This window comes from Celeribacter sp. SCSIO 80838 (assembly GCF_056498065.1).
In genome coordinates, this window is sequence record NZ_JAZKMA010000001.1 from 1,672,983 (window position 1) to 1,690,264 (window position 17,282).

The following is a 17,282-nucleotide window of genomic DNA, read 5'->3' on the forward strand; positions in this document are numbered from 1 at the left end:
GGCGAGGCGTTTTGCGTTTTGGAGCCCTTGTTCAGTGCGCGAATTCGCTTTCTTCGACGAACATGTTCGCCCAGGCCCGTTCCATCAGCTCCGGCGTCATCTGATAGGGGATGCCCTCGAAGTCGCAGATCGAAATGATCTGGTCGATCAGGAAGACCGGCTGATAGTTGGCGTAGACATTGTCGATGGTCGGGTATTTTTCCTTGAGCAGGTAGACCAGCGCCTCCTCGTTGAGCGGCATCTTTTTCTTGCGCGCGACCATGGCGAAGATTTTCAGGAAGCCCGCCTGATCCGGCCCGTCGATCTTGATCTTGTAGAAAATCCGGCGCAGGGCGGCGGTGTCGAAGATCTTGTTCGGGTGGAAGTTGGTGGAGAAAATCACCAGCGTGTCGAACGGCACTTCGAATTTTTCACCGGACTGGAGCGCCAGAATGTCCTTGCTCTCTTCGAGCGGCACGATCCAGCGGTTGACGAGCTTTTGTGGCGGTTCTTCCTGACGGCCAAGATCGTCGACGATGAAAATCCCGCCGGTGGATTTGAGCTGCAAAGGCGCCTGATAGGTCCGTGCGGTGGGGTTGTAGACCAGATCGAGCATGTCGAGCGACAGCTCACCGCCGGTCACGACGGACGGGCGCTCACAGCGCACATAGCGCCGGTCGAAGCGATTGGAGGTTTTCCGGAGCGCATTGGGATCGTCCTCCGCATCTTCGCGTTTGACATGCATCAGGGGGTCATAGACCGTGATCACCGACCCGTTGTACTCGATCGCGCGCGGCACATAGATCAGATCGCCGAGCGCGTCGCGAATGCCGTTGGAGATCGAGGATTTGCCGTTGCCCGGCGGTCCGTACATCAGGATCGAACGCCCCGCACCCACCGCAGGCCCGAGCTGATCGAGAAGGTTCGGCGGCAGGATCAGATGGCCCATCGCGCCGAGAAGCGCATCGCGTGTCACCTTCATGTTGCGCACAGACTGGCGTTTCACCTGCTCGGCATAAATCTCGAGCGGGATCGGCATCGCACCGTAATATTCCGACTGCGACAGCGCATCGAGCGCGCGCGCCTTGCCGGTATCGGAGAGGCGAAATCCCATCTCCGAACCTGCGCCCGCATGCATCGTGCCGGTGGCCTCGACAAGCCCCTGTTCGCGGGCGCGGTCCACCAGATCCTGCGTGATCGACACCGGCAGGCACAGCGCCATCGAGAGGCGCGAAACCTGTTCGAGATTGGTGCGGAACATGGTTTTCAACACGATGTCGCGCATCATCACCGGCGACAGCCCGGTCTCATCGGCGCGTTTCGGCGCGACGGGAGCGATCACATTCGGTGTCGAATCCATCATGGTCATTATGGCTGCCCTCTGTTTGCCTGTTCGCAGACTTGTGCTTTTGCCGACAGTCTACGGAGACCGGGACATAAAGCCAAGATTTTCGCGCGGTTTCACCGGCACGGCTTTGCAATGCGGAGTGTTTGGCCATAACCTTTCGCAAAAATGAACGAGGCAGGGCGGATGGGGCGAATTTCTCCGTTAAAATACATCGTATTTCTCGCAGTTCTGATCCTTGTTCTGGGTGGGGCAGGGCTTGCCAAGGGCGGGCTCTATCTCACGCAACACGAGGGCGACGCCACGCATATGGTGGACGTGCTGCTGCGGATGGGGCTGGGGCAGGTGCCGCATCTGGATTTCTCCACCCCCATCGGGATTTTCGCCTTTCTGCCGATCCGCTGGATGATGGATGCGGGGCTGGGCGTCGGGCAGGCCTTTGTCGCTGCGCAGGTTCTGATCGCCGTGCTGTTCGCGCCCTTGGTTGCGCGTGTCGCGCTTTCACGGCTCACGGGGCTTGCGGCCTGGGGTTTTGGCGTGGTGGCGGTGGCGATGATCCTCGCTCTGGTGCATGGCGAGAATGTCACCGCGATTTCCGTGGCGATGTATTACAACCGCTGGGCCTGGGTCGCGTCCTTCATCGCGGTGCTTCTGGCGGTGCTGCCGGAACGGGACGGGGACAAAGCCCCGCTGATTGACGGCGTGATCGCAGGGCTGATGCTGGCGGTTCTGGCGCTGATCAAGCCGACCTATTTCGTGGGGTTCGTGCTGCCCGTGGCGCTTGGCTTTGTGCTGCGCGGGGCCTGGCGCAGCCTTGGGGCCGGGCTTGTGAGCGGTCTCGCCGTGGCCATGGCCGTGACGGCAGTCTATGGCGTGGCGTTCCTGCCGGCCTATTTCTCCGATCTTCTGACGGTGACACGTTCTGCGAACCGTGCGGTGCCCGGTGTGTCCTTCGTCGACGTGCTGAATGCGCCGCGGTTCCTGATCGCGACCTCGACACTGATCCTGTCCGTGATCGTGTTGCGACAGGCGGGGCGGGATCGGGCCGGGTTGCTTTTGCTGCTGCTCGCGCCGGGCTTCGTCTATGTCACCTATCAGAATTTCGGCAACGATCCGCAGTGGCTCATCCTGTTGTGCCTCCTGTTAATGGCGGAGCGGCCGGAGCGTGGGTGGCGGGTCCTGTTCAATGCCGATGCGCGCAACGCGACGGCCGCGCTGGCGCTGGTGGCCTTTGCGCTCATCGCGCCTTCGCTTCAGAACATCGTCACCAGCCCGTTCCATCATCTCGTTGCGAAGACGGAAGGTTATGTGCCGCAATTCCCGGGGCGGGCGGATCTGGACGATCTGTTCGTGTCTGAGCGGAAGGCGTTGAGGGTGTTGGCGCGTGAGAACCTTGCGGAGCGCTATCCGGAGCTTGTGCCCTATGCTGGTGAGGAAAAGGTGTTCGCGCCGCTTGAGTTTCTGGGCGAGACCCTGCCGCATTGCGCCTTGCAGGCGGGGGATTTGGCGGTGCATCGCTATATGGCGGACCGGCTGAAGGAAGCGCCGTTCAATTTTACCGCCGAAAGCCAGTTTTTCGTGACCGATCTTGCCTCGGCGATCTGGATTTTCGGCGATTTCGCCCCGCTGAAAGGCGGTGCGCCGTGGTATTATTCCGGCACGCCGGGGGTGGAGAATGCGGATGCCATCATCGTTCCGACCTGTCCGATCGACCCGAGCGTCGCGCGCCGTGTGCTGGCGGCGATTGAGACGGCGGGGCTGACATTGCGCGCACCGCTGCGCGATCCGATGATGCTGGTCTATCCGGTGGTGAAAGAGTGAGGCGTTGCGGTCTCAGAGGAAGATCGCGAGCGTCAGATAGCTGATCATCGTGCCCGCAAGCGCCAGCCCCATCGGGAATTTGCGATGCTCCCAGGAGACCCAATCCGGTGTGGCGCGCCGCACCGGCGGCAGGGCGCGCAGCAGGCGGTGGGCGAAGAAGGCGCCGATCAGGAAGGCGGCAAAGAGCGTCAGCACCGGGCCGAGATCGGGAAGCGGGATGAACAGCGCCATGGCGGTGGCGAATTTCCCATCGCCCGCGCCGACGCCGAGATAGGCATAGGCGAAAAGCGCGATGGGATACATCACGAGCGCATGGGCAAAGCCCCAGAGGTATTGATCGAAGGGCAGAAGAAACGGCCCCATCGCCACGTAGATCGCGGCCAGCGCGAGCACCATGACATTCGGGAGTTTCATCCGTTTGAGATCGTTGAACGCGGCGATGAAGGACACCAGCGTGACCGGCAGCAGGAACCAGAGCGCGGCCTGAGAGGGCAGGGTCAGCATGCGGGGATCAGCCGTTCGAGACGTTGGTTTCCAATGCGCGCAGAGAGCGCACGGCGGCTTCGAAATGCTGCGGGTGGGTGTCGATGGCTTCTTTGATCAACCCCTTGCCGATGGTGACGTCCCCGGCTTTCACCGCCGCGAGCCCCAGCGTGTAGAGAAGCTGGGCGCGCTCGGTCTGGGTCATCTCCATCACGGGCAGGTCGTATTTGCCCTGCGCGCCACGGGCGAGGATCAGGTTGTTCTTGGCGGTGAACAGCGAGGAGTCGTAGGTGATCGCCTGTGCGAAGAGCTTTTCCGCCTCGCTGTATTCGCCGCGGGTCAGTTTCGAATAGCCCCAGTTGTTCAGCACACCGGCGGGACGGGTGGTCAGGCCGACGGCGGTCTGGTAGAAACTGTCGGCCTTTTTCCATTCCTGATTGCTGTCGGCGATCATCGCCTCGAGCCGGTAGCGCTTGTAGGTTTCATGGGTCGGCGGCACGGCGTCGAGCTGGGCCTCGGCCTCTTTCCACTCGCCGGTGCGGATCAGCGCATCGGCGTAATCCACCCGGTCGTCCACCGTCGCGTCCTTATGGGCGACGACGTTTTTCCAGGCGTTGACGGCGGCCTGACTTTCGCCTGCGCGCACCAGCGATTTGGCGAGGCCGCGTTGCAGATCGATGCGGTCCGGGTTTTCGCCCACGGCACGGGAGAAGTAGGACACGGCTTCGGCCGGGTCGGCGGTGTTGAGCATGATGTCGGAGAGGCCGGTTCCGTCGATCGCGTTCACGGAGGTGTCGGCACGGCGCACGTCACCGCCGAAGGGTTTCTGACAGGCCGTCAGGGCCACGGAGCCCGCCAGCACGAGCGTGATCACATGAAGGTTGCGCATGATGCCTGCCATCCTCTGTCTCGGGTCCGGGCGTTATGCCTCTTGATGACCCGTTTTGCCTCAACTCTGTTTCCGCCTTGTCTCGACCGTCGGCCCGTTTTCGGATCTCAGACAGGTTCAGCGTGCAAGGATTTCGTATTCACTCGTCCCGCGTCGCACCAAGGTGAAATTGCTCTCATTTTCCTCACTATACGTGGGATTTTCGAGTTTTGCGAGCGCCAAGCGCAGGTTTTCACGAATTTCGGCAGATTGGCCACTGTCCAGCGCAAAGGCGGTGTGGAACACCCGCTCGGCCTCGCCGTATTCGCCGCGTTCCATCAATACGACGCCGAGGTTGTTCCAGGCGGGGACGAACGTGTCGTCCAGCTCGATCGCCTTGCGCAGATCGGCCTCGGCCTGACCGAGACGTCCGAGGCGCAGCTTGGCGGAGCCGATGGCCGAGAGCGTGTCGACGGTCATGCCCTGATGTGCCGCAGCGCGGTAATAGGCCTTGAGCGCCAGTTCGAATTCGCCCGCCGCCATCAGCCGGTGTCCGACGATCAGCCCGTCGACCGAGGTCTCGCCGACATCGACGCCGGCGGGGGCATAAGCGCCATTGTCCTTGAGCGGTTTGAGCATGTCTTCGGAGCCGCAAGCGGCCATGAGAGAGAGGAAAAGCGCAGCCCCGATGGCGTATCGGCGGCCGCGCGTGAGATGTCGAGACATGCTGTCCCTTGCCTTCTTGTGCGGTCCTGCGACCGGAGCCGGTGCTCGCGAGCCCGACAGGCGGGCTCAGAAGCTGGCTTCCGACAGCAGGACGTAGATGTCATAGACCGACGGCCCGATCAGGATGATCAGCAGCGGCGGCACGGTCAGCATCATTGTGGCAAGGGTCATCTTGGTAGGCAACTTGTTTGCGGCCTCTTCGGCACGCATCACGCGCTTGTCACGCATTTCACCGGCATAAATCCGAAGCGCGTCGGCGATCGAGGTCCCGAATTGCTGCGACTGGATCAGCACGGTGACGAAGGAGGCCACATCGGGCACGCCGCAGCGCTCCGCCATGTCGCGCAGCACGTTGGTCTTGTCCTTGCCGGCCTTGATTTCGTAGGAGACGATCTCGAACTCGTCGGCCAGCGCGGGGAAGCCGGAGCGGATTTCCTTGGCGACACGGATGATCGCCTGATCGAGCGACTGACCGGCCTCGACACAGACCAGCATGAGATCGAGCGCATCCGGAAAACCGTTGGTGATTTCCTCCTTGCGGGCCTCGACGCGACGCGTGACCCAGTATTTCGGCAGCATGTAGCCGATCACCGCCGGGAACAGCACCATGAACACCAGGGATTTCGGCGTCACCTCCTGTTGCGAGGATTTCAGCAGGGCAAAGAGCAGACCAAGGACCAGCGCGCCGATCCCCATCGCGAATTGCGCGAAGTGGAACATGCGCACGGCGTTCTTGCTGCGATAGCCCGCCTGAATCATCTTGAGCTGGGCGGCGGAATATTCTTCTTCGTTCTGCGGTTCGAGGAAGGCGGAGTATTTTTCGAGCTTCGCGCCTTTCTTGTCCTCATAGCGCAAAGCGGCCTGCTTGTGTGTCGCCTTGCTGGCCTGGGCCTGCTCCTTGAGGCGATCCATCGGGTCGCGTTTGCGGTTCAGAAGCGCGGGCAGGGCGACGAGGATCAGGACGGCCCCCAGCGTGCCGACGAGGATCAGCGGGCCGAAGGGGCCGAGCTGGTCGCCGAGGAGCGTGGTAAAGAGCTCTTGCATGGCGTGTTCTCCTCAGACCTTGATGTTCACGAGCGATTTCATCACGAAAATATTGATCGTGAGAAATCCCGCGACCACGAGACAGGCGGGAATGAAGGCGGATGTGTCCTTCACCCGGTCGTAATAGTCGGGTTTCATGATGTTGATCGCCAGCAGCATCAGCAGCGGGAAACCCGAGAGGAACTTGCCGGACCATTGCGCTTCGGCGGTGATTGCCTTGACCCGGCGGAACAGTTTGAAGCGCGAGCGGATCACCTTGGCCAGACCGTCGAGCACCTCGGCGAGGTTGCCGCCCGATTGCTGCTGGATCGACACGGCGACCGCGAGGAAGCGCAGATCCTGCATGTCGAGCCGTTCGGCCATATCCTTGAGCGCCTCGCCCACGTCGCGCCCATAGGCGCTCTCGTCGGCGATCACGCCCATTTCGGTGCCCAAGGGGTCGGGGACCTCCTTGGAGACGATGGTGAGCGCATTGGAGAACGGGTGGCCGACGCGCAAGCTGCGGACCATGAGCTCGACGGCGTCGGGGAGCTGTTCCTCGATCAGGCTCAGGCGTTTCTTGGCCTTGCCCTGAATCCAGACATAGACCGCGCCGACGCCCATGGCGCCGGAGACGACGATGCGGATTGGCAGGGAGGCCGAGGTGCCGATCGACAGGCCGACGAAGGCGACCATGCCGAGAAGCGCCATGACCATGAGAAGCTGGGTGGGGGAGAAGGCGATATTGGCCTTCTGCGCCTTTTCGGCCAGCACGGAATAGAGCGGAACCTGACGCGACTTGAGGTGCTGGCTCATCTCCTTGCGGAGCTGGTTGAGCACCTCCTCGCGGTCGCCTGTGCCTTTCTCGAGCAATTCGTAGCGACGGTTGACGCGGGAGTTCAGCGAGATCGACTTGCCGAACACGGTCAGATAGATGCCTTCGACCAGAAGCAGCACGGCGATGAAGATGACGCCGTAAATGACCGGTTCCAGGGAAATGATCATGGGGGAGGCTCCTTAACGCGGGTTGGTCGGTTCGAAAATCGCGTGCGGCAGGTCATAGCCCCACATCCGGAAGCGTTCCGAGAAGTGGCTGCGGACCCCGGTCGCCGTGAAATGGCCGATGATCTTGTTGTCGGGGGTGAGGCCGGTGCGCTGGAAGCGGAACACCTCCTGCATGGAAATCACATCGCCCTCCATGCCGGTGATCTCGGTGATCGAAACCATGCGGCGCGAGCCGTCCTGAAGGCGGGAGGCCTGCACGATCAGGTTGACGGCGGAGGCGATCTGCGAGCGCACGGCCTTGAGCGGCATTTCGATCCCGGCCATGGCGATCATGTTTTCGAGACGCGACACACCATCGCGCGCCGAGTTGGCGTGGATCGTGGTCATCGAGCCGTCGTGGCCGGTGTTCATGGCCTGCAACATGTCGATCACCTCTTCACCACGGGTTTCACCCACGATGATGCGGTCGGGACGCATCCGGAGCGCGTTGCGGAGACAATCGCGCTGGGTGACGGCGCCTTTGCCCTCGACGTTGGCGGGGCGGCTTTCCATTCGGCCGACATGGGTCTGCTGGAGCTGAAGCTCCGCCGTATCCTCGATCGTCAGGATGCGTTCGGAGTTGTCGATGAAGCCCGAGAGCGCGTTGAGCGTGGTGGTTTTCCCGGACCCCGTCCCGCCGGAGACGATGACATTGAGACGGGTGGAGACGGCGGCCTGAAGATAGGCGGCCATTTCCTCGGTGAAGGCGCCGAACCGGACGAGATCGTCGATGCCGAGCTTGTCCTTTTTGAATTTCCGGATGGAGACGAGGGAGCCGTCGACGGCGACGGGCGGCACCATGGCGTTGAAACGCGAGCCGTCCTTGAGACGGGCGTCAACGTAGGGGTTGGATTCGTCGACGCGACGCCCCACGGCGGAGACGATCTTGTCGATGATCCTGAGAAGGTGCTTTTCGTCTTTGAAGGTGATGTCCGACAGTTCGAGCTTGCCGGCGCGTTCGATGAAAATCTGATGCGGACCGTTGACGAGAATATCGTTGACCGTCTCGTCTTTCAAAAGCGGTTCGAGCGGCCCGAGGCCGCGCACTTCGTCGTAGAGCTCCTGATTGAGCAGAATGCGTTCGTCGCGGTTCAGCACCAGCCCCTGATCGGCGAGAAATTCCGCGGTGATGTCGGAGATCTCGGATTTCAGGTCCTTTTCCTGCGCGGTTTCGAGGGCGGCGAGGTTCAGGTCTTCGAGCAGACGCTTGTGCATCTCGACCTTGATGTCGCCCAGACGTTCCTTGCGGCGACGTTCTTTGTCCTGCGGTGCAACCTGGGCCGCGCGGGGGGCTTCGCGGCGCTGAACCTTTGCGGCGGGGGCGGGCGCTTGCGCCGGAGCCGGGGCCAGCACGGTGGCTGCGACGGGGGCGGCCGCTTGGGTCTTGACGGGGGCGGCCTTTTGGCCATCGGATTTTTTATATCGCGAAAACATGGTCTTGCTCTCTCACCTCATGGCCGTGGCGGGCTTTATTGTGCCGCTTCGAGTTGCTGGCTCTGCCGCGCATGCAGCGAGGCCGCGAGTTTCTGGATTTCCTTGCGAAGCGGATTTTTTGCGGCCTCGATGCCAAGCGGCATGCCCTGATCGCAGGCATCGCGCACCGGGCGACCGCCATCGGGGAATTGCACGTCGATGTCGATTTCGAGGTTCTCCGCCATGCGTTTGAGACGCGCTTTCGCGGACAGATCCATGGCCTTCGGCGCGCGGTTCAACAGGAAGCGCATCTTGTCGAAGGGCAGTTCCTCCGCCTTGAGCGCATTGCGCAGACGCAGGATGTTCTGGGCCGAGCGCAGATCCAGTTCGACCGGCGCGAAATAGAATTCAGCGGCGTTGAGCACGACTTCGGTCCAGCTCACGAGCGTCATCGGCATGTCGAGAATGACATAGTCGAAATGCTTGCGCCCCATGTCGAGCAGACGCTGCACATCGGTCGCATCGATGAAATCGAGCGGCAGGATGTCCGGCGGCGCGGTCAGCACCGAAAGCTTGTCGTTGAAATTCATCAACGCGCCCTTGAAGGCGTCGTCATCCATCATTTCGGTGGAGGACAGAAGCTCATAGACCGCATTGCGCCGCGGCAGGTCGAGATAGGTCGAGACCGAGCCGTATTGCAGGTTGAAATCGATCAGAAGGACGCGCGGTTGCGGGCCTTTCTTTTCGATATTGGCGAGTTCCCAGGCGAGGTTGACCGCGATGGTTGTGGCACCAGCACCGCCCGAAATGGATTGCACCGGCAGCACGATGCCATGTGCACCGCCGCCATGTGGGGCAGCATGCGCGGGGCGCGTATCCACGAAGTCGATGGCAGGCACCTTGCGCGGCGCATCCAGCCGTTCGATCGCCTCATGCAGGGCGTTTTCCGGTAGCGGGTAGGGGATGAAATCCTCGGCACCAAGTTGCAACAACTGATGCAGGACCATGGGGGAAATTTCGTCGGCGACCAGAATTACCTTGATATTCTGTGCTTTGGCCGACTTGATCAGATCCGCGATCATCGCCAGGAGGCTCTCGTCCTCATGATCGAGCGCCATGGCGACGAATTTCAGCCCGCCGCTTTCCGGCTGACGGAAAAACTGCCGGGCATCTTCAAAGGAGAGGTCGCCCCAGGCTTCGCCCAGTTCAGCCTCCATGTCCTCGATCAGCAGATCGAAGTTCTGTACGTCCCGGCTGACGGTACAGGCCACAAGCGGGGCCGGGTCGTTTTGCAATAGAGCTTCACTCGTCATTGCTCAAAGCGTCCTTTATCTCGAACGCCAGGCTTACCGAGGCTCAGAGTGCCTCAAACGAGAAACCCGGCCCTGATCCCCTGGCGCGTTTGCCCGACTCGGTTGTCGGGCATACTGCTCCCATTGGGGATAAGGTGCCGGGGTATTGGGGCAACAATAGGGCCGAAATCGCGTAATAATTCGCTATTCCGCGACGATCGTTTAGCCGTCGACGCTACCGCTGGCGGAAATGCTGGTGCGAGATTGCGCGCTGCTGAGATAGCCGCGACGGACGATCTCGGCATATTTCCCATCCATGATCAACGGGGAGTTCTCCACGAAACCAGAGACTTCCGTGACCGTCCGGCGGTTCTTGCGCTCCGGGCTCTGGGTGACGATCAGGGGCTGGGTTTCACCAAAAGACACCATGGCCTCGAGACGCGAGCGGGAGATGCCATTGCGCGCCAGTTCGGCAACAACGGCTTTCGCCCGGCGCAGACCCAGCGCTTTGTTATAGGCGTTGGAGCCGACGAGATCGGTGTGACCGTAGACGCGGAAGCGCACTTCCGGGAATTGCGCCATGAAATGCGCCTGTTTTCGGATCGCGTCGCGGGCGGCACCGTCGAGCGTCGCGGAGTTGAATTCGAAATTCACCGTGGTGGGCACGCTGGCGGCAAAGCGCTCGTTCAGGTCGATCACGTAATTCATCTGACCGGTCTGAACGAGGGTGTTGTTCATGGTCGAATTGCCGAAGGTGCCGTTGTCGAGATAGGCCCCGGCTTCCTGATTGAAGTAGTTCAGGGCGTTTTGATCCGAACAGGCGCCCAGAGCGAGCAGGGCGGAGGCGGCGAGCGAGAGTTTCAGAGAGATCCGCATGACGTCTTACTCCATCACGTAGCCATAGGAGCCGGAGAAATCCTGTTTCGCGACTTCTGCGGCGGCACCGGTTTTCGGGGCCGTGGTGCCGCCAAAGGTTTTGCCGAAGAGGAAAAGATCGCTCTCGGTCGGGATTTTCACCCGGTCGGTCGGCAGGCTCAGCGCCATGCCGTTGACCGGCGTCACCAGATGCGGCGTCACGATGATGACGAGCTCGGATTGGCGACGGGTGTAATCGCTTGAGCGGAACAGAGCGCCGAGCACGGGGATGTCGCCAAGCCACGGCACCTGACCGACGAGATCTTCGAAATCGTCCTGAAGCAGACCGGCGATGGCAAAGCTCTGGCCGTCGCGCAGTTCTACGGTCGTGGAGGTCTCGCGGCGTTTGAAGGAGTTGAGGGTGAAGCCGTCGACGGTGTAGTTGACAGAGCTGTCGACACCGGAGACGGCGGCGCGCATTTCAAGGTTGATCTGGTCGCCGTTCACCACGCGGGGGGTGAATTCGAGTTCGACGCCAAAGGGTTTGTAATCGATCGAAACACCATCGTTGTCGCGCACGGGGATCGGATATTCGCCACCGGCGAGGAATTTCGCCTGCTGCCCGGAGAGAGCGGTCAGGTTGGGTTCCGAAAGGGTGCGGACGAGGCCTTTCTCTTCCATGGCTTCCAAAAGCACGGAGAGTTCGGTGTCGCCGATCTTGCCTGCGATCGAGAATTGCCCCTGACCATCTCCGCCAGCGGAGCCGCCGAGTGTTGCGGTGCTGCTGGCGTCATTGCCGCCGTAGGTCACACCCACATTTGCGGTGAAACTTTTTGAAACCGAACGGGACATTTCGGCGAAACGAACTTTCAGCATCACCTGTTGCGTGCCGCCGATGTTCATCATGTTCGAGACGCGGCCCGGCGCATAGCGATCGGCCAGCTCGATGGCCCGGTTCATCATGATGGCCGAGGAAATCGTACCCGACAGCACGATCCCGTCATTTGCGGTGCGCACCTCGATGATTTCGTTCGGCATGATCTGGCGCAGGCGTTCCTTGAACTCGGTCACATCCGGCGTCACCTGAACCTGCACGTTGGTGATCAGGGAGCCGTCGGGGGCCAGAAGGGTCATGGTCGTCATGCCCGGCGCGCGGCCCAGCACATAGATCGAGCGTTCGGAAAGGGTCGAGATGTCGGCGATGGCCGCATTGGCAATCGAGATTTCGGCGAAAGGTTCATCGCTTTCGACAACCACGGCGCGGTTCATCGGCACGTTCAGGACGCCGGAGGGCGATCCCGTCATCACACGGAGTTTTTCTGCGAAAGCCCCGGTCGGGCTAGCGCCGATAACGGCAAGCCCGACGAGGGCCGCCTTGATCAAATTCAACGTTTTCATGTGATCCTGCCTCTGTCGACCACGCCTCAATCCATCGGGTTCTTTGCGACCCATTTGCTCAGACAATGCGTTAATTTAACTTTTTATGCAAGAATCAATCTCTTGGGTGACGTTTATGATGTGGATAAGCCACAAGGGGCGGTGCCGGATTTCAGACTGTATCAGGACAAGTCTTTGATCAAATCGAAAAAAATCCCGGATCGGTCTGTGCCGTCATCCGGGACCTTTTAAGGGCGGCGATATGCCCGTGTGGGTCAGTGTCACTCCGTGCAGGGAATGTTCATCACGATGACTTCGCCAGCTTTGCGGGTCCGCACGGTGCAGACCTTGGCTTTCGGAGCGGCGGTGTAGACTTGTTCTTCGATGCCCAGAAGCGTGTTCTTGTCGACTTCGACGCTGTCGATCACGGTGTCGTCGTTGCGCCCGACGAGGGCAAGCGACAGGCGTCCGGTGCTTTGCGCCGTCGCCAGCGTTGCCACCTGCGTCGGCGTGGCTTCGACGGTCACGGTGCGGGCGATGTTGGTGGTCTGCGGGTCGCTGCTGGAAATCTGGTCGACGGCGACCAGCGGGATCGAGGTCTGGATGAGTTTCGTCACGTCGCGCCCGGAATCGGGCAGACGCCCGGTCCAGTAGACATCGACACGGTCGCCGGGATGCAGGAAGCCCGACACGCCGGAGGCCACGTCGACGCGGATCGCGAAGGCGCGCATGCCCTTGGCGAGACGGGAGGCCACGCCGGCATCTTCGCCGGGGGCGGTGAGCTTGACCGCGAGCAGGGGCTCCATCGGTTCGATGTTGCGCAGCACGCGGCGCGGCACGTCCGGTCCCTCGGGGAAGAGATCCGCTTCGGTCAGGAAGGCGCCTTTCGGCATGGCGTCGTTCGGCCAGCGGACTTTTTTCACCATGCTCGGCAGCAGCGGGTCGCCATAGCTCAGGGCTTTCTTCGCGACATAGATGTCCGTTGTCTGGACGGCATTGGCACGCATGGCCTTTTCACGGTCCAGTTCGGCCTGATAGGTCGACAGGTACCCGCGAGTCATATGAACGGCGAACCCGGCCAGGGCGACACCGATCACAAGGACCAATCCGAAAATAATACGCATAACTTTCCCTCTACTTGCGGACCCATGTCGGGCATGACAACCGCTTCGCGGCCCAGACCCTTGGGAACACTCGTTCAGAGTTTCATCGAAATACGGCAAATTGGTGGTTTCACCGCGGCGCAGTCGTGAATTTTTGCCGATTCCCGAACAAACGGTGCGAATTCCGATGGCTGTTCGTCAAAGGTGCCCGGGATCCTGAGACGGTTTGCCCGAAAGGAAAACCGCGCCCGGGAGGGGCGCGGTTGTGTCATGCAGTCCGATACGTGTCGGAAGATCAGGATTAGCCTCCGACGGGGGTCTCAGAGGTGTCAGGGGTCGTGGTGTCGGGGGTCGTGGTGTCGGAGTCGGAGTAGTCGATCACGGTACGAGCGGAGAGGTCGTCGGAAATTTTTGCGCCGAGGGTTTTGGTGCCACCAGCAACGGTGGTCAGAACGGCGATGCCGAGGCCCACGACGGCGGAGGTCAGCACGACCCAGTCAACGGTCACAGCACCGTCTTCGTCACGGGAGAAGTTTTTGTAGAGTTTGAAGAATTTCATTTGGTATCCCTCCGAGGATGTGTTCAGTTTGGTTTCCACGTCTTGGCGATTTCGAGCTTGGCGTTTCCCTTGCCTCAGCGCTCCGTCTCGCTTTCGATGACCCTATATGGCCCCCCAACTGGGGCGAGAGTTGGGCAGGATTGGTACGTTTTTGGAAACGGCACAGATTGCGTGGAAATTCAATTCAACTCATTGATTTTAAAATATAAAAAATTTTAACTATTTTGTATGAAAATGCTTTTGAGTGGTTTTTCCGGTTACCCTGACATGAGATTGGTGCTGGAATCGCCTAAAATTCTGGTTCTTGGCCGAGATTTTTGCGAAACTGTCGGCAAAAGCGGCCGGTGTTTCGGACCGGACCGCCCCTTGAGAGCAGTATGATCATGTCGTTTTTCCTGAAACGCGCGGGGCTTTGCGCGCTTGCCGTGAGTCTGAGCTGTCTTGCTGGTGGATCTTCGCTGCGCGCCGAAGAGGCGAGCGCGCCGCCGCCCTGGCCGGAGGTGCGTCCGAAACGCATCGGTGTGCCCACGGATGGGGCCGGGCATCTCATCGACGTGCAGATCAGGCCGGGAATGAAAACCGTAAAAGCGCCGCCCGCCGTGCCCGATCCGGTTGCCCCGGTGCCTGCGGAATTGCTGGACTGGTACTGGAGCGCCGTGCCGCACGATCTGGCGGGGGCGGGGCCGGAACGCTTTGGTGCGGCATTGGCCGCGCTTGAGCTCGATCCGGGGAAATCGATTCCCAGCCCGAGCTTTCAGCAGGTCACGGACATCGCCAATCGCTATGGTAGTTCGCTTTTGCTGCATTCCATCGGGACGAAGGTGAGCCCCGCGCTGGCGCTGGCGGTGATGGCGGTCGAATCCTCCGGCAATGCGGAGGCGGTGAGCGGGGCGGGGGCGCAGGGGCTGATGCAGCTTATCCCGGCGACGGCGGAGCGGTTCGGCGTCGATGCCAAGGACCCGGATCAGAACATCAAGGGCGGCATCACCTATCTCGACTGGCTTTTGAACGAGTTCAACGGCGACGTGGCGCTGGCGCTTGCGGGGTATAATGCCGGAGAGAATGCCGTGAAGGCCAACAATGGCCCGCCGCCCTATGCCGAAACCCGCGCCTATGTGCCGAAGGTTCTGGCGGCCTGGCAGGTGGCCAAGGGGCTGTGCCTCAGCCCACCGGAACTGTATTCCGACGGCTGTGTGTTTGCGACCAACGCGGTGCGGGCGCAAAATTGAAAAAAGGGCCCGAAGGCCCTCTCGTCAGATCGAAAGTTTCTTGAAGATCAGTTCCGGGATCAACCGGATGATCAGCATGATGTAGCGCCAGAAGAACGGCGTGTAGATCACGTTCTTTTTCTTGTGCACCGCTTTGAGGATGTCTTTCGCCACCGCGTCGGGGGAGGCGACGAGGAACATGCCCTCGATGCCCCAGGTCATCGCTGTGTCGACGAAGCCGGGTTTGACGGTGACCACATGCCCGCCCGCCCGCGTCAGCCGGTTGCGCAGGCCGGAGAGATAGGTGGCAAAGCCCGCTTTCGCGGAGCCGTAAACGTAATTGCCGATCCGGCCGCGATCTCCCGCCACCGAGGTGACGCCCACCACCGTGCCTTGGCCGCGCTCTTCGAGATGCGGGGCGAGCAGGGAGAGGAAGGTGGCGGGGCCGATATGGCTGTCCTGCACCACGCCGTCGATCAGGGTCGGATCGGCGTCGATGGCGGATTGCTCCGGCATGGACCCGACGAAAACGGCGCAGTTGAGCGTGCCGTCCTCGGCGCGCGCGCGGTCGATGATCGGTGCGAATGTGCTGCTGTCGCGGGCGTCGAAACGTAGGGCTTCGGCTTTGAGCGCGCCACGGGCAAGGCAATCATGGGCGGTGGCGGAGAGGTCGTCCATGTCGCGACCGCAGAGCAGGAGCACCGCGCCGTCTTTGGCGAGACGGCGGGCCGTGGCGCGGGCCATGGAGGAGGTGGCGCCGAGAATGATCCAGGTGTGTTGCATCTCAGGCCCCTTTCCCGCGCAGGTTCAGACGCCGCACCAGATCGGTTTCGAGCGCGCGCGTTGGGTCGGCGGCATTGACGGCCTCGGCCCAGAGGTCCCGATCCGGGTACATGCCTTTGATCTGTGCTGCATCGGCGACACCGTCCTTGGCGAAATAGATCCGCCCGTCCGCGTCCTGCGTCATCTGGGTCAGCTCGGCGATCAACTCTTGCGATCCGTCCCGGTTCGGGACGTCGATGGCCAGCGTATAGCCTTCCATCGGGAAGGACAGATAGCCGCCACGCCCCGGCCCCATCTTCTTGAGCACGGCCAGCGGTGAGCAGAGATGCGAGGCGGCGATCTTTTCGAGCATCGCGCGCAGCACGTCGACCCGATCCGTGGGCAGGACGCATTGGAACTGATGGAACCCACGCTTGCCATAAAGCCGGTTCCAGTCGTGAAACGCATCGAGCGGGAACAGTACCTTGTGGATCGGCTTGACGGAGGTGCGGCCCCCGGTCGGCACTTTGCGGAGATAGGCGGCGTTGAACAGGCGTACGATGGGAGACGACAGCGCCCAACCCGGCGCATTCATCGGCACCGAGATTGCGCCTTCGCCGGAGCGGTCGACACCGGGGACACCGGTCACCAACTCGCTTTCCTCAAGAATGCCGCGGCCAAGCGCATCGCCCGTGGCGGTGCCGTCGATCCAGCCGACCGTGTAGGGCGTCTGGCTGTCGTCGAAGGCGCGCAGGAAGGCGTCGAGGTTCTCGATCCGCCGTTCCGTCAGGCGCATCATCTCGCCGGGACAGGGCATGAGTTGCAGGGTTGCCTTGGCGATCACCCCGGTCTGGCCGAGCCCGCCGAGGGTGGCCAGCCAGATCGCATCGCTGTCCGGGGTGATGGTGCGCGAGGTCTCGCCTTGCAAAAGCGTGATCTCGGTCACGTGTTGTCCGAAGCTGCCCTGTGTGTGGTGGTTCTTGCCATGCACGTCATTGGCGATACAGCCGCCGACGGTGGCAAAGCCGGTGCCGGGCATCACGGCGGGGAGCCAGCCTTTGGGCGCCGTGAGCCGCGCCAGATCGCCGATGGGCATCCCGGCCTCGACGGTGACGAGACCGCTGTCCGTGTCGAATTCCAACACCCGGTCGAGCCGGGTCATGTCATAGGAATTGCCGCCATCGTTCAGCGCCACGTCGCCATAGGAGCGGCGCAGGCCGAAGGCGGGCGCGGGGCTTTGGGCGACAGCGCGGGCGAGGACGGATTGACGTTCGGGGCGGGCGATCTGGCCCGTGGCGGGACGCGCCCGGCCCCAGCCGGTATAGGTGAGGGAGTTCCAGACCGTCGGGGTCACTGATTTGGGGGAGGGCTGCTCTGGGATCATGGTCTTATGACTGTGACTGATTTCTCCGCTGAATAAATAA

At 61.6% G+C, this 17,282-nt stretch carries 16 protein-coding genes; 2 read left to right on the top strand and 14 right to left on the bottom strand.

Translation table 11 applies throughout. From position 1 onward, the window contains the following. Positions 1-31: 31 nt before the first annotated feature. A complete protein-coding gene (locus V1475_RS08320; RefSeq protein WP_479412372.1) occupies positions 32-1,348 on the bottom strand; it encodes an ATPase in 1,317 nt (438 codons plus the stop codon). A 162-nt stretch (positions 1,349-1,510) separates the two neighbouring features. On the opposite strand from V1475_RS08320, the gene V1475_RS08325 reads away from it, so the two are divergent. Then, entirely contained in the window at positions 1,511-3,145 is a 1,635-nt protein-coding gene (locus V1475_RS08325; protein WP_479412373.1) for a hypothetical protein, read from the top strand. Positions 3,146-3,157: 12 nt separating this feature from the next. Here the strand turns inward: V1475_RS08325 and V1475_RS08330 are convergent, their stop codons facing one another. The 11 genes from V1475_RS08330 to V1475_RS08380 all read right to left on the bottom strand — a co-directional run bounded on the left by V1475_RS08330 (position 3,158) and on the right by V1475_RS08380 (position 13,888). Then, the gene (locus V1475_RS08330; protein WP_479412374.1) at positions 3,158-3,649 is read right to left on the bottom strand and encodes an A24 family peptidase; all 492 of its coding nucleotides are present in this window, start codon (positions 3,647-3,649) and stop codon (positions 3,158-3,160) included. 7 nt (positions 3,650-3,656) lie between these two features. Next, positions 3,657-4,517 (bottom strand): tetratricopeptide repeat protein, encoded by an 861-nt coding sequence (locus V1475_RS08335; protein WP_434288645.1) that lies wholly within the window; start codon positions 4,515-4,517, stop codon positions 3,657-3,659. Between the two features lie 117 nt (positions 4,518-4,634). Continuing rightward, the gene (locus V1475_RS08340) at positions 4,635-5,222 is read right to left on the bottom strand and encodes a tetratricopeptide repeat protein (RefSeq protein WP_434288643.1); all 588 of its coding nucleotides are present in this window, start codon (positions 5,220-5,222) and stop codon (positions 4,635-4,637) included. Between the two features lie 66 nt (positions 5,223-5,288). Beyond that, the gene (locus V1475_RS08345) at positions 5,289-6,266 is read right to left on the bottom strand and encodes a type II secretion system F family protein (RefSeq protein WP_479412375.1); all 978 of its coding nucleotides are present in this window, start codon (positions 6,264-6,266) and stop codon (positions 5,289-5,291) included. 12 nt (positions 6,267-6,278) lie between these two features. Beyond that, the gene (locus V1475_RS08350; protein WP_434288639.1) at positions 6,279-7,250 is read right to left on the bottom strand and encodes a type II secretion system F family protein; all 972 of its coding nucleotides are present in this window, start codon (positions 7,248-7,250) and stop codon (positions 6,279-6,281) included. Between the two features lie 12 nt (positions 7,251-7,262). After that, positions 7,263-8,723: a CpaF family protein gene (locus tag V1475_RS08355; protein ID WP_479412376.1), complete on the bottom strand. Its 1,461-nt coding sequence runs from the start codon at positions 8,721-8,723 to the stop codon at positions 7,263-7,265. A 35-nt stretch (positions 8,724-8,758) separates the two neighbouring features. After that, on the bottom strand, positions 8,759-10,015 hold the full coding sequence (locus tag V1475_RS08360; protein ID WP_479412377.1) for a CpaE/TadZ family protein: 1,257 nt from the start codon (positions 10,013-10,015) through the stop codon (positions 8,759-8,761). A gap of 201 nt (positions 10,016-10,216) precedes the next feature. Further along, positions 10,217-10,870 (bottom strand): OmpA family protein, encoded by a 654-nt coding sequence (locus V1475_RS08365; RefSeq protein WP_479412378.1) that lies wholly within the window; start codon positions 10,868-10,870, stop codon positions 10,217-10,219. A gap of 6 nt (positions 10,871-10,876) precedes the next feature. Next, on the bottom strand, positions 10,877-12,247 hold the full coding sequence (locus tag V1475_RS08370) for a type II and III secretion system protein family protein (RefSeq protein ID WP_434288631.1): 1,371 nt from the start codon (positions 12,245-12,247) through the stop codon (positions 10,877-10,879). Between the two features lie 260 nt (positions 12,248-12,507). Next, positions 12,508-13,350, bottom strand: a complete 843-nt coding sequence (gene cpaB, locus V1475_RS08375; RefSeq protein WP_434288629.1) for a Flp pilus assembly protein CpaB — start codon at positions 13,348-13,350, stop codon at positions 12,508-12,510. A 280-nt stretch (positions 13,351-13,630) separates the two neighbouring features. Beyond that, positions 13,631-13,888: a Flp family type IVb pilin gene (locus V1475_RS08380; RefSeq protein ID WP_479412379.1), complete on the bottom strand. Its 258-nt coding sequence runs from the start codon at positions 13,886-13,888 to the stop codon at positions 13,631-13,633. 383 nt (positions 13,889-14,271) lie between these two features. Between V1475_RS08380 and V1475_RS08385 the strand changes: the two genes are divergently transcribed. Further along, positions 14,272-15,117: a lytic transglycosylase domain-containing protein gene (locus tag V1475_RS08385; protein ID WP_479412380.1), complete on the top strand. Its 846-nt coding sequence runs from the start codon at positions 14,272-14,274 to the stop codon at positions 15,115-15,117. A gap of 24 nt (positions 15,118-15,141) precedes the next feature. On the opposite strand, the gene V1475_RS08390 is transcribed toward V1475_RS08385, so the two are convergent. Together V1475_RS08390 and V1475_RS08395 are read right to left on the bottom strand one after the other, a co-directional pair. Next, on the bottom strand, positions 15,142-15,879 hold the full coding sequence (locus tag V1475_RS08390) for an SDR family oxidoreductase (RefSeq protein WP_479412381.1): 738 nt from the start codon (positions 15,877-15,879) through the stop codon (positions 15,142-15,144). Between the two features lies 1 nt (position 15,880). Next, the gene (locus V1475_RS08395) at positions 15,881-17,242 is read right to left on the bottom strand and encodes an FAD-binding oxidoreductase (RefSeq protein WP_479412382.1); all 1,362 of its coding nucleotides are present in this window, start codon (positions 17,240-17,242) and stop codon (positions 15,881-15,883) included. Between the last annotated feature and the right edge of the window lie 40 nt (positions 17,243-17,282).